The organism is Aquincola tertiaricarbonis (assembly GCF_023573145.1).
Lineage (GTDB): Bacteria > Pseudomonadota > Gammaproteobacteria > Burkholderiales > Burkholderiaceae_C > Aquincola > Aquincola tertiaricarbonis_B.
This window is the reverse complement of the sequence record NZ_CP097635.1, coordinates 1,076,505-1,091,358: the sequence shown is the minus strand read 5'-3', so window position 1 is coordinate 1,091,358 and position 14,854 is coordinate 1,076,505. Positions and strand designations below refer to the sequence as shown.

General features: G+C 63.6%; 14 protein-coding genes, 1 tRNA gene, 1 pseudogene and 1 other annotated feature. Of the genes and pseudogenes, 13 read left to right on the top strand and 3 right to left on the bottom strand.

The window, feature by feature from the left end; genetic code table 11:
* Window positions 1–57: 57 nt before the first annotated feature.
* From MW290_RS05145 to MW290_RS05135, 3 genes are all read left to right on the top strand, one after another.
* Complete coding sequence (locus MW290_RS05145) at window positions 58–1,104, top strand: uroporphyrinogen-III C-methyltransferase (RefSeq protein WP_250196191.1); 1,047 nt, start codon at window positions 58–60, stop codon at window positions 1,102–1,104.
* Window positions 1,105–1,117: 13 nt separating this feature from the next.
* Window positions 1,118–2,365 carry a heme biosynthesis HemY N-terminal domain-containing protein gene (locus MW290_RS05140; RefSeq protein ID WP_250196190.1) on the top strand — a complete coding sequence of 416 codons (1,248 nt, stop codon included), beginning with the start codon at window positions 1,118–1,120 and terminating at the stop codon, window positions 2,363–2,365.
* Between the two features lie 58 nt (window positions 2,366–2,423).
* Window positions 2,424–2,500: transfer RNA gene (locus MW290_RS05135), tRNA-Arg, on the top strand.
* 105 nt (window positions 2,501–2,605) lie between these two features.
* Here MW290_RS05135 and MW290_RS05130 read toward each other — a convergent pair.
* Together MW290_RS05130 and MW290_RS05125 are read right to left on the bottom strand one after the other, a co-directional pair.
* Window positions 2,606–3,289: a tyrosine-type recombinase/integrase gene (locus MW290_RS05130; RefSeq protein WP_259373471.1), complete on the bottom strand. Its 684-nt coding sequence runs from the start codon at window positions 3,287–3,289 to the stop codon at window positions 2,606–2,608.
* Between the two features lie 347 nt (window positions 3,290–3,636).
* Window positions 3,637–4,131, bottom strand: a complete 495-nt coding sequence (locus MW290_RS05125) for a hypothetical protein (RefSeq protein ID WP_250196189.1) — start codon at window positions 4,129–4,131, stop codon at window positions 3,637–3,639.
* Between the two features lie 337 nt (window positions 4,132–4,468).
* Between MW290_RS05125 and MW290_RS05120 the strand changes: the two are divergent.
* The 10 genes and pseudogenes from MW290_RS05120 to MW290_RS05095 form a co-directional block, all read left to right on the top strand.
* Window positions 4,469–5,290: pseudogene (locus tag MW290_RS05120) on the top strand (tyrosine-type recombinase/integrase); the annotation flags it as partial.
* A gap of 279 nt (window positions 5,291–5,569) precedes the next feature.
* Window positions 5,570–6,205 carry a DUF6988 family protein gene (locus tag MW290_RS05115; RefSeq protein ID WP_250196188.1) on the top strand — a complete coding sequence of 212 codons (636 nt, stop codon included), beginning with the start codon at window positions 5,570–5,572 and terminating at the stop codon, window positions 6,203–6,205.
* 2 nt (window positions 6,206–6,207) lie between these two features.
* Window positions 6,208–6,444, top strand: a complete 237-nt coding sequence (locus MW290_RS33100) for a Y-family DNA polymerase (RefSeq protein WP_310740113.1) — start codon at window positions 6,208–6,210, stop codon at window positions 6,442–6,444.
* Window positions 6,441–6,716 carry a Y-family DNA polymerase gene (locus MW290_RS33095; protein ID WP_310740100.1) on the top strand — a complete coding sequence of 92 codons (276 nt, stop codon included), beginning with the start codon at window positions 6,441–6,443 and terminating at the stop codon, window positions 6,714–6,716. Before MW290_RS33100 ends, MW290_RS33095 begins: the two co-directional genes overlap by 4 nt.
* A gap of 20 nt (window positions 6,717–6,736) precedes the next feature.
* A complete protein-coding gene (locus MW290_RS33090) occupies window positions 6,737–6,928 on the top strand; it encodes a hypothetical protein (RefSeq protein WP_310740099.1) in 192 nt (63 codons plus the stop codon).
* Window positions 6,925–7,461, top strand: coding sequence for a DinB/UmuC family translesion DNA polymerase (locus MW290_RS33085; RefSeq protein WP_310740098.1), 537 nt, complete (start codon window positions 6,925–6,927; stop codon window positions 7,459–7,461). Before MW290_RS33090 ends, MW290_RS33085 begins: the two co-directional genes overlap by 4 nt.
* Before the next feature lie 6 nt (window positions 7,462–7,467).
* Window positions 7,468–7,536, top strand: coding sequence for a DUF4113 domain-containing protein (locus MW290_RS33385; RefSeq protein ID WP_310740112.1), 69 nt, complete (start codon window positions 7,468–7,470; stop codon window positions 7,534–7,536).
* A gap of 62 nt (window positions 7,537–7,598) precedes the next feature.
* The gene (locus MW290_RS05105; protein WP_250196187.1) at window positions 7,599–7,784 is read left to right on the top strand and encodes a type II toxin-antitoxin system antitoxin; all 186 of its coding nucleotides are present in this window, start codon (window positions 7,599–7,601) and stop codon (window positions 7,782–7,784) included.
* A 141-nt stretch (window positions 7,785–7,925) separates the two neighbouring features.
* The gene (locus tag MW290_RS05100; protein WP_250196186.1) at window positions 7,926–11,192 is read left to right on the top strand and encodes a DEAD/DEAH box helicase family protein; all 3,267 of its coding nucleotides are present in this window, start codon (window positions 7,926–7,928) and stop codon (window positions 11,190–11,192) included.
* A 220-nt stretch (window positions 11,193–11,412) separates the two neighbouring features.
* Window positions 11,413–13,602 (top strand): Eco57I restriction-modification methylase domain-containing protein, encoded by a 2,190-nt coding sequence (locus MW290_RS05095; RefSeq protein WP_250196185.1) that lies wholly within the window; start codon window positions 11,413–11,415, stop codon window positions 13,600–13,602.
* Here MW290_RS05095 and MW290_RS05090 read toward each other — a convergent pair.
* Window positions 13,584–14,809 (bottom strand): IS3 family transposase gene (locus MW290_RS05090; RefSeq protein WP_375142809.1). Its coding sequence is split into 2 segments (ribosomal slippage): window positions 13,584–14,521 and window positions 14,521–14,809, totalling 1,227 coding nucleotides; the frame shifts between segments, so codons are not numbered across the junction. The genes MW290_RS05095 and MW290_RS05090 overlap by 19 nt on opposite strands.
* Window positions 14,415–14,531, bottom strand: a sequence feature (AL1L pseudoknot). (Overlaps the previous gene by 117 nt.)
* Window positions 14,810–14,854: the final 45 nt, after the last annotated feature.

Below are 14,854 nucleotides of genomic sequence, written 5' to 3'. Positions count from 1 at the left end.
GCCGCTGCGCCGGCCACCGCCCCGGCTTCGGGGCCCTCCGCGCCGGTCGGCGCCCCGATGCCCCGTTGGCTGGGCCTGCTGGCCCTGGTGCTGGCCGTCGTGTCCATCGCCGCGCTGACGCTGGCCTGGGACACCCAGCGCCGCGTGCGCAGCTTCGAGCAGGAGCTGGTCAAGCGCCAGCAGGACAGCCAGAGCCAGTCTTCCGAGGCGCGCATGCTGGCCCGCCAGTCGCAGGACGCTTCGCGCGAGGCCGCCGCCAAGGTGGCGCTACTGGAAGCGCGGCTGTCCGAGGTGGCCTTGCAGCGCAGCCAGGTGGAAGAGCTGATGCAGGCGCTGTCCCGCTCCCGCGACGAGAACGTGGTGGCCGACATGGAAGCCGCGGTGCGCGTGGCCTTGCAGCAAAGCGCCATCACCGGCAGTGCCGAGCCGCTGGTGGCCACCTTGAGCCAGATCGACGAACGCCTGGCCCGCTACAACCAACCGCGGCTGGAACGCGTACGCCGCGCGGTGGCGCGCGACCTCGAGCGGGTCAAGGCCATCGGCGTGGCCGATGTGGCCTCGCTCAGCATCCGCCTGGACGAAGCGGTGCGCCTGGTGGACGAGCTGCCGCTGCTGGCCGTGGCCGAGCCGCGCCGGGTGGGATCGGAAGCGGCCCAACGCCGCGCCGCGGCCCGCGCGGCGGCGGCCTCGCCGGCCGCAGGCGCCAGCGCCCCCGATGCCTCGTGGCGCGACCAGGCCCTCGACCTGTGGGAGCGCAGCCTGGCCGCCGTGTGGGGCGAGGTGCGTTCGCTGGTGCGCGTGACGCGCATCGACAGCCCCGACGCGGTGCTGGCCGCGCCTGATCAGGTCTTCTTCATCCGCGAGAACCTCAAGCTGCGGCTGCTGAACGCGCGGCTGGCGCTGCTGTCGCGGCAGTTCGACAGCGCCCAGGCCGACCTGCGCGACGCCCAGGCCACGCTGGACCGCTACTTCGACCGCAATGCCAAGCGCGTGCAATCCGCCAGCGAGCTGCTGCGCCAGGTGATGAGCCAGGCCCGCCAGACCGGCGTGCCGCGCCCCGACGACACCCTTGCCGCGCTGGCCGCCGTCGCGGCCGGCCGTTGAGCCCCAGCACGCCATGCGATCGATCATCTGGCTGGTGCTGCTGTTCGTGGTGGCCGTGGTGGCGGCCTCCACGCTGGGGCGCAACGACGGTCTCGTCAGCTTCTACTGGAGCGGCTGGCGGCTCGACCTCTCGCTCAATCTCTTCATCGTCGGCCTGCTGCTGCTGTGCTTCGCGGTGGTCTCGGGCATCAGCGGCGTCAATTCGCTGATCGGACTGCCGGCCCGTGCACGTGAGTGGCGTCTGGCCCGCCGCGAGCGCGCGGCGCAGTCGGCGCTGCGCGAGGCGCTGGCTGAATTCCTGGGTGCCCGTTACGGCCGTTCGCAGAAGGCGGCGCAGCGGGCGCTGTCCATTCAAGACAGCTCGCCCGACATGCCGCCCGACCCGGAGCTGCGGGTACTGGCGCACCTGCTGGCCGCTTCCAGCCTGCACAGGCTGCAAGACCGCAGCCGCCGTGACGAACACCTGCAGCAGGCGCTGCGCCAGCCGCGCCGCCCGGGCCTGCCCCGTGTGGCCGACGAAGGCGCGCAGCTGCTGGCCGCCGAATGGGCGCTGGACGACCGCGACGGCCCGCGCGCGCTGCGCCTGCTGGCCGAGCTGCCACCGGGCGTGGCCCGCCGCACCCAGGCGCTGCGGCTGCGGCTGCAGGCCCAGCGCCAGCTGCGCCAGCCGCTGGAGGCGCTGCGCAGCGCCCGGCTGCTGGCCAAGCACCAGGGCTTTTCGCCGGTGGCGGCGCAGGGCCTGCTGCGCTCGCTGGCCTTCGAGGCGATCGACGCCACGCACGATGCCGACCAGCTGCGCGCCACCTGGCTGCAGCTGGAATCGTCCGACCGCCGCGATGCCTACGTGGCGGCGCGCGCTGCGATGCGTATCGCGCGCTTCGGCCAGCCGGAAGAGGCGCGCCAGTGGCTGCGCCCCTTCTGGGAGCAGATGCAGGACCTGGGCGCCGATGGCCGCGACCAGGTGGCGCGGGCGCTGACGCAGTGCCTGCCCGGCATCGGCCCCGACTGGCTGCCACGCCTGGAAGCCGCGCAGCTGAGCTTCGTGCAGGAGCCCATCGTCACGCTGGCGGTGGGTGCTGCGTTGGCCGAACGACAGCTGTGGGGCAAGGCCCGCCGGCCGTTGGAGCAGGCGGCAGGGCACAATGCACTGGATGGGGCTTGCCGTCGCCTGGCCTGGCGACTGCTGGCCCAGCTGGCGCGCGAAGAGGGTGACGAGCCCCGCGCGCTGCGCTGCGAGCAGGCAGCCGCAGCGGTCGAATAGAGTAATTTACTCAGGTATTGACCGCAGCGAAAAATGCTCGCTATACTGTGAGGCTTCAGCGGCTGTAGCTCAGTTGGATAGAGTACTTGGCTACGAACCAAGGGGTCGTGGGTTCGAATCCTGCCAGCCGCACCAGAACAACGTTCTGAATCAACGCCTTAGACGGGCAACCGTCTAAGGCGTTTTTCTTTGCGGGGGACCTTTGGGGGATTCAGGTCCCCATGGCACCCCCGCATGCCCTCAGCCGTTAGCCACCTGGCGCTCGCGCGCCTGCTGTTGTTCAAGCTTTAAGGTCGCCAGCGATTTGTTCCACCGGCCCGAGTCGTCCCGGATCTTCTCCAAGGCAGCATGAATCTCGACGATCTGAGCCATGCTGTAGTGGTGGGTCATCGATCGCGTGCTGTGCCAGAGGATGTCGGCGATCGCAGACTCCGACACGCCCGCCTCCCGCAGGCGCATGCCGGCGGTGTGCCTGAGGTCGTGCACATGGAGGTCGCCCAGGCCCGCCTCCCGGCGGGCCCGCTGCCAGGCCGTGTTGTTCATGGTCTGGACGGGGCGGTACGGCATCACCGGCACCTTGGTGACGTTCGTGATGCGCTCGCGCCGGTAGGCGAAGACATGCGTCTCATGCTGTCCACGGACCAACTCGACCTGCGACTGGGCGACCGAATTGCAGACCACCAGGCGGGTGCGCCGGCGACCCTTGACGTGCGCGCGCGGCACCTCAAAAACGCTGATGCCCAGTTCAGGCACCTTGATCTCCCATGTCCACTGCAGGCTGCACACCACATCGTCCCGCACACCGGTGTTCAACACGAACAGGGCCATGCGGGCGAGGTGCCGCGGGAGCTTGGACAGCAGCAACTGCTGCTGAGCCCAGCTGATCGGCGAAGGCTCCCGCTGGTGACCAACCAGCGGCAGCATGGTGACCAGTGGCGCCCGGTCGAGCCAGGTCTTGCCGGTTCCATCCCGCCAGTGGGTGGCTGCCAGCCGCAGCACCCGACGGACCACGCTCAGCTCCAAGTTGACCGTCTTGTGAGCGCGGCCCTCCGCCAGGCGACGGGCGACGTGCGGCGCGAGGCTGCCGTCGTGGACTTGGTCCAGCGGAAGGTGGCCAATGGTCGGCATGACGCTTTTCAGGTGGTAAATGTCGGACTCGATGGAGGCCTTGTCCTCGTACAGAGTGAGGTAGTGGGCTGCCGCGTCGCTGAAGGTGCGGCTTGGTCGCTCACCGTGCAGCTGGACTTGCCGGAGCTCGTCCAGGCGCTTGATCAGCCACCTTTGCGCTTCTTCAAAAGTAACGAAGCCACGCTTGCGAAGTCGGGTCTTGGCGTACCAGCGGTCGACCTGCCAGCCGCCGCTGCTCTTGTCGGGGAGGATGCCCCCGGTTGACTGGCCCATAAAAGCACTCCTTTCGCGGTGATGGGCCGTCCGTTCCAAGGGGGATTCTGCGCTTCGTCGCTGCTAGTTGCAGCATCGAGGTTGTGTTGCCAGCTCTCCGCGTGAGCCGGCTGCTCATCCTGTTTGAACGTGTCGAAGAGGCGGTCCAGTTCCAGGCGGTCGAAGATCAGACTGGAGCCTTGCGACATGGTGGTCAAACGCGGCCGCCACCGGGCGTCAAACGTCTTGCGCTTGACGCCTACGTACACCATCGCCTCGGCATAGTTCAGGCCGCGTTTCAACATGGAACCGTCCTCAACAGTTACCTCGTCGTCAGACGCTGACATGCACCGGCTGTGCGAGCGCGCATGCAGCGTCTTCGGCATACCTAAACGATAGCTGCGATAAGGTGCCGGGGCTGCGCTGGATTTGCTGCCGTTTCAGCGGCCCGACGGTGGGCCACTGGCTTATGTCCCTTCGTGTGATCAGCGTTCGAAGAACGACTGCGCTGGGTGATGGCTCTCTTGACTCTAAGCATGTTCACTGCAAGCGCATGCCGTCCAAAGCGGACGCATGTCAACGTTCCCTTCCGGCCAAAGGACTAAACCGCTCTCGCGGTAGGTGCGCCTGGCTGCGGCCTTCGCGGCTCGTTGCGCTGCTTGTTCTGTGACGTTAGAAGGCGAGGCGATCCGCCTCGTCCTTCGACGGAGCAGCATCATGCACATGACTTCATCAGGCGTCACGCCGCTACGCCAACGCATGCTCGACGACATGCGCATGCGCAAGCTGGCAGCGAACACGCAACTTTCATACGTCCGAGTGGTGCGCCGGCTGGCGGCCTACCTGTCGCGGTCCCCCGACACCGCCACCGTGGAGGAGCTGCGCAGCTTCCAGCTCTATCTTGTCGACAGCGGTACCTCGCCGATCACGCTGAACGTCACGTTGACCGGTTCGCAGTTTTTCTTTGATGTCATGCTCGGGCGCATCGACCTGATGGCCAAGATGCAGCCACTCAAGGTGCCTCAGAGCCTGCTGACAGTGCTCAGCGTGCAGGAAGTGTCGCGCCTGATCGCGGCCGCACACAATGTCAAGCACCAGGTGGCGTTGTCAGTCGCCTACGGCGCAGGCCTGCGTGCCAGTGAAGTCATCGGTCTGAAGGTCACCGATGTCGACAGCCAGCGCATGGCGTTGCGGGTGGAGCAGGGTAGAGGACGCAAGGATCGATACGCCATGTTCAGTCCCGTGTTGCTGCAGCGGCTGCGCACATGGTGGCGATTGGCTCATGCCCGGGGCCGCATCCCGCCGGGTGGATGGCTGTTCCCCGGGCAGAACCCGATGGATCCTTTGACTGTGCGGCAGCTCAATCGCGCCGTCCACGCGGCGGCGGAAGCCGCCGGAATCGACAAGCGCGTGTCCACCCACACCCTGCGCCACAGCTTTGCGACACACCTGCTGGAACGCAAGGTAGACATACGCGTCATCCAAGTGTTGTTCGAGCTTCGTGCGCGCTTTGGCGACGCAGTGACCGACGTCGTCATCGAGGTCACCGACAACAAGTCATTGCCAACGCAGCGACGAAAAGAGCTGCAGGTGGAGCACGCGCCGCACAAGAGCGCCGGCGCGGCGCTATTTAAGCTTGCGGACAAGACCTGCAACCTAGGCGACATCGCCGCGACACCTCCGGCGGACTGGTCAGTGTCCCGGCGACAGGAATATTTTGACTGGGCGAAGCGGGTGGTCGATGGCCTCCCGTGAATCAATGACGCCATGCTGCGAGTGTTCGCCGAGGCCTACGCTTCTCGACCTGCAGACGAGTGAGACAACATGGACCTGGTCCCCCTGCTGGAACGCAGCGACGCACTCCATGCCGCATTGGCTCAGGCTGTTGGAGTCTTAAATGACATCCTGCGAGCCGAACGCGCCACTGTCACGATGGACGCATTGCTGCTCTCCAGCCAGCACGCGGCCGCACTGCGCCTGACCCTGGCAGCAGGCCTCGGCGCATCGGCCATTGGCCTTCTACGAATGCAGTACGAGGCAGTTCTGCGTGCGGTGTGGGCGCTCTTCGCGGCCGACGCCTCCGATGTTGCGGCCCTCGCTGCGCCGCTGACGACAGGCACCCTCAAGGCCGCAAAGAGTCTGGGCCTGGCCGCAGAGCTGCTCACCGCCATCGAGAAATCGCAGGCACCCGAGGACCTGAAACGGTCACTGCGCGAGTTCCGCGCGAGCTCCTGGGACGTCCTCAATTCCTACATCCACGCCGGCATCCACCCGCTGCGACGGGCGGACGGCAACGCGGTGCACGAACTCGTCGTGGCGCTCAAGATGTCGAACGGCCTGGCCGCTATTACAAGTGCCCTGATGGTCATCGTCGGCCAGCGGCCGAAGCGACAAGTCGACATCAATGTCGTCTCCACCAATTCCACGGACTGCTTGCCGCAGCGACACTTTGGGACTTGACCGTGCTCGCGCTTGTCGACGGCAACAACTTCTACGTCTGCTGCGAGCGTCTTCCGGCCGGCCCCGTCGGTCGGCCCGTCGTCGTGCTCAGCAACAACGACGGATGTGCCATCGCCCGCTCGAACGAGGCCAAGGCTCTCGGCGTGAAGATGGCGCAGCCCTCGTTCGAAATCCGGCACCTCGAGCAGGAGGCGGGCTGGTCGCGCTTTCTGCCAACTTCGAGCTGTACGGCGAGATGAGCGACCGCATGACGCAAGTCATCGGGCGTCATGCCGCGCGCCAGGAACTCTACTCCATCGACGAGTGCATCCTTGATTTTGAGGACGTCCGCGGGCACCTGGTCGCCATCGGTTGCCGGCTGCGGGACGAAGTTCTTCAAGTCACCGGCATCCCATGCTGTGTGGTCCGGGGGCGACCAAGACGATTGCGAAGTTGGCCAACCACATCGCCAAGACTGCAGAGCGGAAGCCAGGCTCCTACCCGGAGCAACTGGCGTAGGTCTGTAATTTGAGCCAGCTAGCAGAGGGACTATTGACCGGTCTGCTGGCTTCGACTGAGGTGGGCGAAGTGTGGGGCGTGGGGCCGCGCATCGGGCGGCAACTGGTCGACGCTGGCATCACCACAGTCTTCGACCTACAGGGGCTCGACCTCGGGACGATGCGAAAGCGATTCAGCGTCGTCCTAGAGCGCACGGTGCTGGAGCTTCGCGGCACCCCTGGGTGAAGCTCGAGGACGTGCCGGCGCCGAAGCAGCGAATCATGTGCTCTCGGTCGTTCGGAACACCCGTCCTCGCGCTCGATGACCTGGTCGCGGCAATTTCCACGTTTGCTGTGCGCGGCGCCGAGAAGCTGCGCAAGCAGCAACACCTCGCCGGCGCCGTGATGGTGTTCATCATGACCTCGCCGTTCCGCAAGCGCGACCGGCAGTACAGCCGCACTGTCACCGTGCCCCTGCGGCGGCCGACGGCGGAGTCTGGTCTCCTTGTTCGCGCCGCCGCTGCCGGGCTTGAGGCCATCTACAAGACCGGCTTCAAGTTCGCGAAGGCCGGCGTCATGTTGGTCGACTTGCAGCCGGAAACGCAGGTGCAGCGTGAACTCAACCTGGTCGGTGGCTTGGCCGCCGATGGTCAGCCTGTCAACGAGCACGACGGGCGCGCGCGTCTAATGAGAGCTTTGGACACGGTCAACGCCCAGCACGGCCGCGGCTCGATCTTCTTGTCCAGCACCGGCAGCCCGACGAGGGCGAGCACGCGCTGATGGGCGATGAAGCGCGAACGGCGGACGCCACGGTACACCACCTCCTGGGCGGAAATACCGGTTGCCCGAGCGTAGCCCCTAACGGCCCGGACGCACATCTGCGTTACATTGCGTGCGGCACATGCAAGGATGGGCGGATGGACAGGAAGACAGAGACGCTAAACCTCCGCGTGAGCCCAGAGATGAAGGAGCTGGTGCGGGTCGCGGCAGCGCGTGACCACCGCACCATCGCCAACTTCATCGAGGTGCTCGTACGCGAGCACTGTGAAAGGCTAGGAATAGCCACTGGCCACACGCTCACAAAGAGGCCGACGAGTCGCTGAGCTAACGAGGGAGCATGACTTGAAAGCATCGCTCGGCCAAAAGGTCACGGCGTCGAGGCTCAAGGAGCCGTTCGAGCCCGACTACGCATTGAAGTAGACAAGAACCGCCGTGGTCCGCATGCATATCACTAGGGGAGCCCGATGGGGTTGAAGTTCTTCACGAATCAAGGTGACAACACCGTCCTCGAAAAGTTTCGAGGCATCTTCGACAACAACGCCGATATCGAACAGTTCGACGCGCTGATTGGGTACCTCCGCGCGAGCGGATATTTCGCGATCCAGCCGCACCTTGCAAAGGTCCCGCGCATTCGCATACTCGTTGGAATCAACGTGGACCGCCTGATGGCGGAGTACAACCGCAAGGGGCTCCTCTTCACCGGCGACGACGCCAAAGTCAGAAACGAGGTGGAGGCCTCGCTGCGTGACGATATTGAGCATGCCCCCTATGACCAGTCGGTTGAAGCCGGCGTCCAACAGTTCATCGAGGATGTCGCCGGCGGTCGAGTCGAGATTCGCGCGCATCCGACTCGCAAGCTTCACGCCAAGGTCTACGTGTTCCTCCCGAAGGGATTCAACGAGCACAAGCCTGGCGCTGTCATCACTGGCTCGTCCAACCTGACGGCAGCGGGCCTTGGGAAGGAGGACCAGGAGACCAACTACGAGTTCAACGTCCTGCTTCACTACTACGACGAAGTGAAGTTCGCTGCCGACGAGTTCCAGCGGCTTTGGCAGGAGTCGGTCCGCATCCTGCCGGAGCAGGTGGAGGAGGCACACAAGCAGACGTATCTCGGCGTCCAGGTCACTCCTTCAGAGCTCTACTACAAGCTCCTCATCGAATATTTCGGGTCGGCAATTGAATACGACCCGAACGCTGTCTCTGACCTGCCGAATGGCTTCAAGCGGCTCTCGTACCAGGCCGATGCCGTCAACGCGGGCTATCGGCTCCTGCAGCAGCACGGAGGCTTCTTTCTTGCCGACGTTGTCGGTCTCGGCAAGACGGTTATCGCCACGCTCGTCGCCAAGAAATTTTTCTTTAAGAACGGCTTTCCAGAATACCGGTCCAGCACGCTCATCGTCACGCCACCCAGCATCGAAGAAAACTGGCAGGAGACGGTCGAGCTCTTCAAGTTGGACAACTGCAAGATTGTCACTATCGGGAAGCTGTCGTCCCTGCGCAATGTCGAGCGCTACGACCTCGTCGTTATTGATGAAGTGCATCGGTTCCGCAACGACGTCACAGCGCAATTCGAAGAACTGCAGCGTATATGCAAGACGCCAAGTGAGCATCTGCTGCCTGATGGCTCGCGCGCTTCCAAGAAGGTCATCCTCGTCTCGGCAACGCCGCTCAACAACCGGCCGGCTGACTTGCGGAATCTGATTTCGCTGTTCCAAGACCTTCGGCGCTCGACCCTGTCCGTCTTGAACTTGCAGGCGTACTTCGCCGCTAAGGAGAAGGCTTTCGCCGATGCAAAGTCGTTGCCAACGGCGCAAGCCACAGCCCGAGTGGCGGGCATCTACGAAGACATTCGCATCAAGGTCCTGTCCGAGATAACGATTCGCCGTACCCGCTCAGACCTTGTCGGCCACGAACTGTACAGCGCCGACCTTGCTGCTCAGGGCATTCAGTTCCCGCGTGTGAACAAGCCCGAGCCCATCATGTACCGGCTCTCGCCGATTGTTGAGCGGCTCTACGACCAATCTATGGCGGCGCTCGCAGGCCGGGGCGCCGCTCCGCTGACCTATGCGCGGTACAGGGCTCTTGCGTACCTCGTCCCCGAGGCGCGCGCCGACGTGCCATTGGCGGACATGGCCGCGACACAACTTGCGAAGATTATGCGGGTCGGGCTGGCCAAGAGACTCGACAGCAGCTTCCACGCGTTCCGTCAGTCACTGACCCGCTTCAGAGATGCGACTCGCGTGATGCTCACGAATCTCAAGAAGGGCGTGGTGTACATCTCGTCCGACGTGAACATCACCAAGCTTATCCTCGAGGATGACGAGGAACGGCTGCTTGAACTGCTCGCAGAGGGCGATGGCACCAAGGTGCGGCAGTTCTCGTCCGGCAGTTTCGACAAGGGTCTCATGGCTGACCTGGAGGCCGACCTTGCAGCTTTGAACATGCTGTGTGATGCATGGTCTCGCGTTGACGAGGACCCTAAGTTCGACGCCTTCCTCGACTACCTGAAGAGCCGCCTCTTCGACAGGACCATCAACCACGCGGGGAACAAGCTCGTCGTCTTCTCCGAGGCTAAGGACACCACAGACTACTTGAAGCAACGGCTAGCCGAGGCCGGCTACACGCGAGTCCTCGCTGTCGATTCGTCCAACCGCAAAGAGTTGATGCCGGATATCAGGGGGAACTTCGATGCCAATGCGAAGCAGCAGGTCGACAACTGCGACATCATTCTCACGACGCAGGTACTGGCGGAAGGCGTGAACCTTCACAGGTCAAACGTCATCGTCAACTACGACACGCCGTGGAATTCGACGCTGCTAATGCAGCGCATCGGCCGCGTCAACCGAATCGGGACGACGGCTCCGACGGTTCACATCTTTAACTTCTATCCGTCAGCGCAAGTAGACAACGACATCGAGCTCCGGAAGCGTGCGCTCATGAAGCTGCAAGCCTTCCACTCGGCTCTCGGCGAGGACAGCCAAATCTACTCAGATGAAGAGGTCGTCGAGACGTTTGGCATGTTCGACCACGAGTTCGATGAGGAGGAGCGCGACGAGCGGCTCACTTTGCTGCTGGAGCTACGCAAATTCAGGGAAACGCATCCAGAGGACTTTCGGCGCATCAAACACCTTCCGCGAAGGGTTCGTGTCGGACGGAAGAACGATAAGCGGGCGAGGACGACGGTGGCTTTCATCCGCTCTCAGCGTCGCGATGGGTTTTACCGAATTCGAGCGGAAGGGCTGGTCGACGAGATTTCGGTGGTGGAAGCAGCGCAGGAACTTCGCGCGCCTCCGTCTGAGATGCCTTACCGGTTGCACTCCCTGCACCATGAGCAGGTGCAGGCTGCAGTCGCCCGCTTCGCCGAAGAGGTGGCTGCCAACGAACCTGAGGCGGCAGCGCCTCAGACCAAGCTTGGTCCACGGGACACAAAAGCGATTTCGCTGTTGAAGGCTATCGCTCGGGCGCCGGTGTGCAGCGAAGGAGACAAAGCGCGCCTTGCATTGGCTGAGGCGGCCATCACTGTCGGAACATATCAGGCACTGCCTAGGCGCCTCGCCCAGCTTGCGACGCGAGCCAGCAAAGACAAGCTCAGCACAGCGGCAATTTTGGACGGTGTGCTCGACATCCTGAGCGACTTCCATCTGCAACACGGCCCGAGGCATGTCTCTACGGCAACCGTCGCCGCTGCATCGGCACCAGGAATCCTCATCTCCGAGAGCTTCGATGACTAACCCGTTCGCGTCCGTCGGTGCACTTCGGGACCAACTCCGAACGTCTTACACGCGAGACGAATGGCTCCGCGTATTGCTACCTGGCCTGTTTCAGTCGGTAGAGCTGGGTGCAAAGCCGACCCCTGTCGAAGTGCCGACGGCCGACTGGGCCACCGAGTTCGAGGCGTCCCACTGGCTAGGGCGCGTTCGACTTCTTGGGGACGATGGTGTCGAACGGGTGATGTGGGTTGCCGAACTGCGCCTGCGGAACCCCAATCGTCTTCAGGCTCGAGTCACCCTTCGTCAAGGTCTCTCGAAACTTTTCAGCGCCGGGCAAGTCGAGGCGGTGTTGGCCTTCTTCGTCGGCGCCGACGGAGCCGACTATCGCGTTACCTTTGCGGCGGCAGAGTGGGCGTTGGACGGCGGCCGTGTTGTGAAGTCCGAGACTCCGCCGAAGCGTTATTCGTTCGTCGTAGGGCCTGGCGAGCCTGGCACGACGGCCGCGCAGCGCCTATTTGGCCTCTACGAGCAGCGGGCCGCGCGGCGCTTTGATGACGTGCGAGAGGCGTTCTCGGTAGAGCGCCTCAACAAGACCTTCTTCGACGGATATCGAACCCACCACAAGAACATCGTTCGTTCGCTTGCCACCAAGGCCGCAATGCGCGTCTTCGGTTTAGAGCCGCCGCTTGACGCCGAGGAAATGTTGACCGAGGCCGCCTACAAGCCAGCGCGCGACTTCGTCAAGCGAATGATGGGTCGCATCGTGTTCCTGTACTTCGTTCAGCGAAAGGGTTGGCTCGGCGCGGACCCGTCAGCAAAGCCGGGTGAGTACGTCGATGGCGAGAAGAGGTACGTCAGAAATGTTATCGCGGCGAGGGGCGGCGCTAATGCATACAGCGGAGCGCTGGCGCCCCTCTTCTTTGAAGTGCTGAACACCGACCGCTCGGCTCGAGGTGATGTTTGCTCGTTGTCTAGGCGGCGTGTGCCGTACTTGAACAGCGGGCTATTCGAGCCTGAAGGCCTCCGCCGCAGAGCTCGCATGAGCCCTATTGAGCAGCACAAGCAACTGGAGTTGGATGAGCAGGTCCTCATGGCCTTCTTCGACTTCTTGGACGAGTTCAACTTTACTGTAGACGAGAACTCGCCAGACGAAGGGGAGGTCGGCGTGGATCCGGAGATGCTCGGTCATATCTTCGAAAACCTGCTCGAAGACAACCGCGAGAGGGGCACCTTTTACACGCCCAAGGCTGTCGTGGAGTTCATGTGCAAGGAGAGCGTCCTTCGTTACCTGAGCCGGCGACTTGGCGAGCGCCAGGAGCTAGAGCGCCTTGTCCGCTCCCATGACGTTGGAAACTGGAACGACGACAAGAACTGGGTTAAGAAGCACGCCGCAGACATTGCTGAGGCACTCACTTCAGTTCGAGTGTGCGACCCGGCTGTCGGGTCAGGCGCGTTCCCGATGGGAATGCTCAACGAGATTTTCTGGCTTCGGTACAGCCTGCGTCCGGTGAAGGAGAAAGAACTCGGTGCTCTGAAGAAGTCCATCATTCAGGACAACCTGTGTGGCGTTGACCTGGACAAGAATGCTGTCGAGATTGCGCGATTGCGTTTCTGGCTGTCGATAATTGTCGATGCCACCACGCCAGAGCCGTTGCCAAATTTGGAGTTTCGGTTCCTGCAGGGGGACTCGTTGGTTGACCTGGTTGGCGGGCATCGCGAGTGGGCTCAGCGCCACCTCCCTGGCGTGTCGATGGCCAACGACTCAGACCCGCAAGCCGAGCTTGGACTGGTCGAGACGTCAGGGCGAGCTTCGGCGTACGCTCGCGAGCAGCGTCGTATACGGGAACTTATTGCTTCTCACTTCACCATGCATGGCGAGCCCAAAGCTGAGCTGGCGAGAGAGATTGATGCTGCTGAGAAGGCCTTTGTACTAAACGTGCTCCGACACGTCACGCAAGACCTCGAGAAGATGCCAAAGTCGGCCAGGGTGAAGGCGCAGCTAGACATGACTCGGCGTCGCATCGACAGGTTGACGAGTGCCGAGGACGGCGACGACAGAGACTACTTTCCATGGCTGTTCTACGAGGACCGCCAGTTCGACATCGTCATCGCGAATCCACCCTACATCAGCGCCATCGACCACGGCAAGGTCTACGGGGAAGAGGCGCGGAAGGCCTTGAAGGAAACCTATGCCTCGGCCAAAGGGGCCTTCGACGTCTACGTGTGCTTCTTCGAGCTCGCCTGCAACCAGTTGGTGGATGGCGGTGTTCTGACCTTCATCAGCCCGAACAAGTATCTGTCGGTCGACTACGCGCAGGCGCTCAGGGACCTCATCCGAGAAAGGATGAAGCTGTCCTTGGTCGTCGACCTGAGTGAACCGCCCCGGGTATCGCGGAGGCCCGTTGGTTTAAGTCAGACGGTCGCGGCCTGACCAGCGCGTTGTCGATGGTAGTTGGCCTCGAACTCGGCCGGCGGGATGTAGCCCATGGGCTCCATCAGTCGATGGTGGTTGAACCAAGCCACCCATTCCAGCGTCGCCAGTTCCACCGCTTGCTTGGTCTTCCAGGGCCCCCTCCGGTGGATGACCTCGGCCTTGTAGAGCCCGTTGATGGTCTCGGCCAGGGCGTTGTCGTAGCTGTCGCCCTTGGACCCCACTGAGGGCTCAATGCCGGCCTCGGCCAAGCGCTCGCTGTAGCGGATGGACAGGTACTGCGACCCGCGGTCCGAGTGGTGCACGAGGCCATCACCTTCGGTCGGCTTGCGGTCGTACAGCGCCTGCTCCAGCGCGTCGAGCACGAACTCGGTGTGCATCGAGCTGCTCTGGCGCCAGCCCACGATGCGCCGGCTGAACACGTCCACCACGAACGCCACATAGACCCAGCCCTGCCAGGTCGACACGTAGGTGAAGTCCGAGACCCACAGCTGGTTGGGCCGCTCGGCACGGAACTGCCGGTTGACCCGGTCCAGCGGGCACGGTGCCTTGAGGTCCGGAACGGTGGTGCGCACGGCCTTGCCTCGGCGCACGCCCTGCAGGCCTTGCTGACGCATCAACCGTTCGACGGTGCAACGGGCCACCGCCACGCCCTCGCGTTTGAGCTGGCGCCAGACCTTGTCAGCGCCGTAGACCTGCATGTTGGCCTGCCACACGCGCTGGACCTCAAGCACCAGGCACGCATCCCGCTGTGCGCGACGCGAGCGCAGCGCCGGGTTGCGCTGACGGGATGCATGGCGCCAATAGGCCGACGGGGCGATCTGCAAGACGCGGCAGATCGACTCGACCCCGAACTCCTGGCGATGCCGGTCGACGAAGGCCTTCAGGACTTGAGGCGGCGGTCGAGCTCCGCCTGGGCGAAAAACGCGCTGGCCAGCTTCAGGATCTCGTTGGCCTTGCGCAGTTCACGCACCTCGCGCTCGAGCTCCTTCACGCGCTCGGCCTCGCTGGTCGTCACGCCTTCTCGCACGCCGGCATCGACCTCGGCGCGCTTGACCCATTCGTTCAGCGTCTGCGGCACGCAGCCAATCTTGGGCGCGATGGACTCGATGGCCGCCCACAGCGACGGGTACTCCCCTCGGTGCTCCTGCACCATCCTCACCGCGCGCTCACGCACCTCGGGCGAGAACTTGTTCGACTTGCTCATGGCTCAATCCTCTCAGAGTGTTGAGCCTCCTCGAATCCCGGGGCG

Excerpts from the sequence above, each read along its gene's own strand:
- MW290_RS05145 (WP_250196191.1), top strand. The coding sequence starts at position 58 with ATGCCCCGTTGGCTGGGCCTGCTGGCCCTGGTGCTGGCCGTCGTGTCC.
- MW290_RS05140 (WP_250196190.1), top strand. The coding sequence starts at position 1,118 with ATGCGATCGATCATCTGGCTGGTGCTGCTGTTCGTGGTGGCCGTGGTG.
- MW290_RS05130 (WP_259373471.1), bottom strand. The coding sequence starts at position 3,289 with ATGCTGCCGCTGGTTGGTCACCAGCGGGAGCCTTCGCCGATCAGCTGG.
- MW290_RS05125 (WP_250196189.1), bottom strand. The coding sequence starts at position 4,131 with ATGCCGAAGACGCTGCATGCGCGCTCGCACAGCCGGTGCATGTCAGCG.
- MW290_RS05115 (WP_250196188.1), top strand. The coding sequence starts at position 5,570 with ATGGACCTGGTCCCCCTGCTGGAACGCAGCGACGCACTCCATGCCGCA.
- MW290_RS33095 (WP_310740100.1), top strand. The coding sequence starts at position 6,441 with ATGAGCGACCGCATGACGCAAGTCATCGGGCGTCATGCCGCGCGCCAG.
- MW290_RS05105 (WP_250196187.1), top strand. The coding sequence starts at position 7,599 with ATGGACAGGAAGACAGAGACGCTAAACCTCCGCGTGAGCCCAGAGATG.
- MW290_RS05100 (WP_250196186.1), top strand. The coding sequence starts at position 7,926 with ATGGGGTTGAAGTTCTTCACGAATCAAGGTGACAACACCGTCCTCGAA.
- MW290_RS05095 (WP_250196185.1), top strand. The coding sequence starts at position 11,413 with ATGTGGGTTGCCGAACTGCGCCTGCGGAACCCCAATCGTCTTCAGGCT.